General features: G+C 41.0%; 6 protein-coding genes. All 6 read right to left on the minus strand.

The genetic code is table 11. The features are described from left to right. Nucleotides 1-380, minus strand: a 380-nt coding sequence (locus HZC45_09420; protein MBI5683357.1) for a 4Fe-4S dicluster domain-containing protein, incomplete at its 3' end; no start/stop codon positions are given. Further along, nucleotides 361-1,314, minus strand: a complete 954-nt coding sequence (locus tag HZC45_09425; protein MBI5683358.1) for a hypothetical protein — start codon at nt 1,312-1,314, stop codon at nt 361-363. The genes HZC45_09420 and HZC45_09425, both read right to left, overlap by 20 nt. 98 nt (nt 1,315-1,412) lie before the next feature. Beyond that, entirely contained in the window at nt 1,413-1,598 is a 186-nt protein-coding gene (locus HZC45_09430; protein MBI5683359.1) for a 4Fe-4S binding protein, read from the minus strand. Nucleotides 1,599-1,806: 208 nt separating this feature from the next. Then, entirely contained in the window at nt 1,807-2,517 is a 711-nt protein-coding gene (locus HZC45_09435) for a hypothetical protein (GenBank protein ID MBI5683360.1), read from the minus strand. Next, nucleotides 2,517-3,047 (minus strand): TlpA family protein disulfide reductase, encoded by a 531-nt coding sequence (locus HZC45_09440; GenBank protein ID MBI5683361.1) that lies wholly within the window; start codon nt 3,045-3,047, stop codon nt 2,517-2,519. The genes HZC45_09435 and HZC45_09440 overlap by 1 nt, the downstream gene beginning before the upstream one ends. Nucleotides 3,048-3,096: 49 nt before the next feature. Continuing rightward, nucleotides 3,097-3,858: a DUF1460 domain-containing protein gene (locus HZC45_09445; GenBank protein MBI5683362.1), complete on the minus strand. Its 762-nt coding sequence runs from the start codon at nt 3,856-3,858 to the stop codon at nt 3,097-3,099. Nucleotides 3,859-4,050: the final 192 nt, after the last annotated feature.

Consider the following 4,050-nt stretch of genomic DNA (forward strand, 5'->3'; position numbering starts at 1 on the left):
CCGCTCTTTGCAGCATCAGGCAGTCCAAGTTTCTTTCTTGCAGACGCTGTTGGCTCGCCAAGTCTGCTGGTCTTTATAAACATATCCCATCCCTTCTTGCCCTGAGGCGGGGTAATACCCTTTTTTGATGCAATGGTTCTCATGGCACTCATTGCATTCTCAAATCCATAGTGCTGGTAGCACATTTCAAGGCAAAAGTGGCATTCAAGACACTGCCATATAGATTTGTGGCTGAGCCACTTCTCATACTTGCCTGCCAAAATATCTTTTATCACAGCCCTTGGGTCATATCCCTCAAGGTTAAGACATGACGGGCATATGTTGTAACAGGCGCCGCATCTTGAGCAGAGTTCCAAAAGCTTAAGGTTGAGCGATTCCAAAACCTGCCTCCAATTGGACATTTATCTCATTGGTTTTTGAAAGTTCCTCGTTTAAACTCTCCCATTTCTCAATAAACGGCCGTACATCAACCCTGTGTCCATCAAGCCCAAGTTCATCAGGTTTATAGCCCATTGCAAGTCCAAGTAGTTCAGTAAAATAAAGCACAGGGATTCCAAACTTCTCACCCTCTTTTTCCATCAGGAACTGGTTGTTATCAAACTGGAGATAGCATGACGGACAGCAGAGCGCCAGTGCATCAACTTTTAGCGCCTTTAACTCCTTTAGTTTGAGTCTTGCAAAATGCAGGGCATTTTCGTGCTGGTCAATCCTGTCAAGCCCCTGTCCGCAGCACATAAGTTTTGTCATATGCTGGACGCTATCAGCACCCATTGCCTTTATGAGATTATCAAACTTATTTGGTTCAAGGGGGTCATCATTCTTTAAGGCATGGCTGGGTCTTATCATGTGACAGCCGTAATGTATAGCAATTCTCATCCCATTAAACGGCTGGACAATCTTATTTTTTATCTTAGGAATGCCAACCTCATCATGAAAAAACGGCACGAGATGACGGAGTTTATTCCTGCCCTTAAACTCAAGCCCAACCTCATTTAAAATAGAATTAACCTTACCTTTTTCTTTGTGGTTTAAATGGAGTTCTGAATGGACAGTAGCAAGGTTTGATACACACCCTGTGCAAGGGCTGACAAGGTCAACCCCTGCCCTGTCAATAACTGCAATATTCCTTGCAGCAGTCAAAACCCACAAGCCGTGGTCAATATTATTTACGAGGGATTTTTCAGGACAGCATGTAAAACCATCTAAATCCCTGTATGGCAGACCAAACCCTTCCAAAATCATCCTTGTTGATTTCTCAAGGAATGGGAATCGGGTTTGAATCGTACAGCCCCAAAAGATAGCAAAGTCCTTCATTATAATTTTTCTCCATAAATAGAGGCTATAGGCAATGGGCTATAGGTTATGGGATTTTCTATTGCCTATTGCCCATAGCCCATTGCCTGTATCTTTTATTATGCCGGTAAACAGCAGTCAACAGGACAAACTTCAGCGCACTTGGGTGCATCGTAATAGCCCTTACATTCCACACATACATTAGGGTCTATCACATAGATATCACCTTCGCTTATAGCGTTGGTAGGACACTCAGGGAGACACACTCCACATGCCACACAGTCTTCTGTAATTTTCAAAGACACTTTTCGTTACCTCCTTTCAAAGATGTATTAGGGTCTTACACATCACTTTTCACCCTAAATTTTTGTATACAGTATATAATAATTAAACATACTCCAAAATACAAGATTTTTTTTAATTTTTTTTAATAAGAAACCCTAAAACAGATATAGAATCTTCGAAAATCTAAAAAAATCCTTTTAGAATAATATATTGAAGTGTGTATAATTACTATCTTACGAAAAATCCCAGCAGAAATGCCTTATAATACACCATCAGATTTAATGAGACCATGAAGCCTAGTATAAGCAGCAAGAAGGCACAGCCTGCAATAACAGTATTTACCCTGCCGATTTTTTCTACAATCCCTTCAACAGCCAGAGAAAAGGCAATGCCTGTTATGATAAATGCTGCACACAAGCCTGTGCCATAGGCTGCGAGAAGTGTAAAACCCCTTGCAGCATTTTCTTTGATGCTGGCAAAGTTTAATATGTTTGACAGGACAGGCGGGATGCACGGCGAATATGCTGTTGCAAAAGACACACCGAGAAAGAACGTTGTAAATAAAAAGATGCGGCTTGATGCAATAGGCAGAACATATCTGAAAACCCCGACCCCCACCATCAGAAGACCTATAAGGATAATGAATATGCCTGATATGAGTCTGAAGACCTTTATATTGTAAAGGATGTAACTGCTTAGGTATGTGCTGGATGAGCCGAGTATTGCAAATATTATACTAAAGCCGATTGTGTATGCAAAACCTGCGGCAAACATGCGGATTATAGACTGTCTAAAAATATCCCTTTCGCATGTCAGATGAAACCCGAGCATAAATGCCATAAAAAATGGGCTTATCTGCAGAAGGCATACCTGCCATATTGAAAAGAACGAGGAAAACCCACCCCAGAATGCTGTAAAAATACTGATATTAGATTCCATTAAAGTATTTCCTCAACCCACTTTGATAATTTTTCTGCCTCCAGAATCCTGCCGTAGAATGCGGATTTTATCCTGCCGTCTCTTGTTATAAAAAATGTTGTTGGAGGCGCATTAACACCGTAAGTCATAGCGATTTTATCACCTTTATCAAACCCAGTTTGAAAAGGGAATTCTTGTTTATCAAGAAACTTCTTAAACTTTCTCTCCTTGTCCTGAATCCCTATCATCAAAAACTCCACGCCTTGCGGATGATATTTATTATATACCTCTTTAAACACAGGCGCACTCTCATTTGAGCAAGGACACCAAGAAGACATAAATGTAATGACAATGGGTTTATCCTTAAATGTATCCAGAGTGGCAGTGCCGCTGTTTGTAAGATTAAGGGTAAATGGAAAGGCAGGCTCGCCGATTTTGACATTCGGATGTGTGCCGCGTGTCCCCGGCGGAGGATTGCAGCCTGATAATGCAAAAGATAAAAGTATCGTCGCTATCGCAGCACTGGATATTGTTCTATATCTGTTATTCATATAAATTATTCTGCAATTTCAAGAGTTGCAGGTTAGTATTGCTTGATAATTATTGATGATGCCTCAACAGCACAAAGCCATCTTTTTTGGTAATATATTCCTTAAAATCCTCATCCACTACCTTGCCTGTAATGGATGAGGCGTGGCGGAGATAAATCTGTTTTCCTGTTTTGATAACAATGCCCACATGGGAGACATCAAGCCAAGCCTCTTGAGAATACATTCCAGCATAATCACCTGTTTTGAGTTTATTAAAAATTGAATTATCCACATCTTCAGCAGGTATATATCTGATCTCTCTTTCTTTCACAGGTACCCCATGTATGATATACCCCGCATCCCCTTTCATGTTCAACCTCTTTTGAATAACTTTAGCCTTTTCTCCACCTATCTTGCCTGTCAAATCCTTAACAAACCCTAAATCTATCCAATCTGTAAAAAAATGGTTTCTATTTTCAAATGTAACTTTTCCTTGCTTATATCTCACAATTTTTAGATTTTTTATGAATTCAGAGAATGAATCAGACAAACGCATTGCCTCAATGTATTCAATAAAGGTCATGCAGTCCATCCCTTCAAGATTTACGACAAATATTTCAGGTGTATTTGCATCGCCAACCCATTCCCTGCTTAAAGCCTGCGATGACAAGGTTGATGCCTTATAATCAACACCAAGAAACATTTTTGAAAGAAAGTCTATCCTTTCCCCTGCATCGTTTATTTTAGAAGATTCTTGCAGTATGCGGTCAAGTTCATCCACAGTCCACTTGCCCAGCAGGATTTGAGTGTTTTCATTTTTCAAGGTATGCATTGATACAAGTTATACATAGCGACATAAATAAAGCCGCACCTGCCTGTGCCAGCACGGCAGACAGGTACATAGCGTCAGAACAAAGCACGACCCATGCTTCGCATGGGTGCCCCGGGCGCGACAAAAGCGAGGAGTGAGGCGTATTTTAAGCATACGCCGCAACGACCTGTCTGCGTGCAACGCACAGGCAGG

The organism is Deltaproteobacteria bacterium, assembly GCA_016223005.1.
Classification (GTDB): Bacteria; Desulfobacterota; GWC2-55-46; order UBA9637; family GWC2-42-11; genus JACRPW01.

Excerpts from the sequence above, each read along its gene's own strand:
- HZC45_09425 (MBI5683358.1), bottom strand. The coding sequence starts at position 1,314 with ATGAAGGACTTTGCTATCTTTTGGGGCTGTACGATTCAAACCCGATTC.
- HZC45_09440 (MBI5683361.1), bottom strand. The coding sequence starts at position 3,047 with ATGAATAACAGATATAGAACAATATCCAGTGCTGCGATAGCGACGATA.
- HZC45_09445 (MBI5683362.1), bottom strand. The coding sequence starts at position 3,858 with ATGCATACCTTGAAAAATGAAAACACTCAAATCCTGCTGGGCAAGTGG.
- HZC45_09435 (MBI5683360.1), bottom strand. The coding sequence starts at position 2,517 with ATGGAATCTAATATCAGTATTTTTACAGCATTCTGGGGTGGGTTTTCC.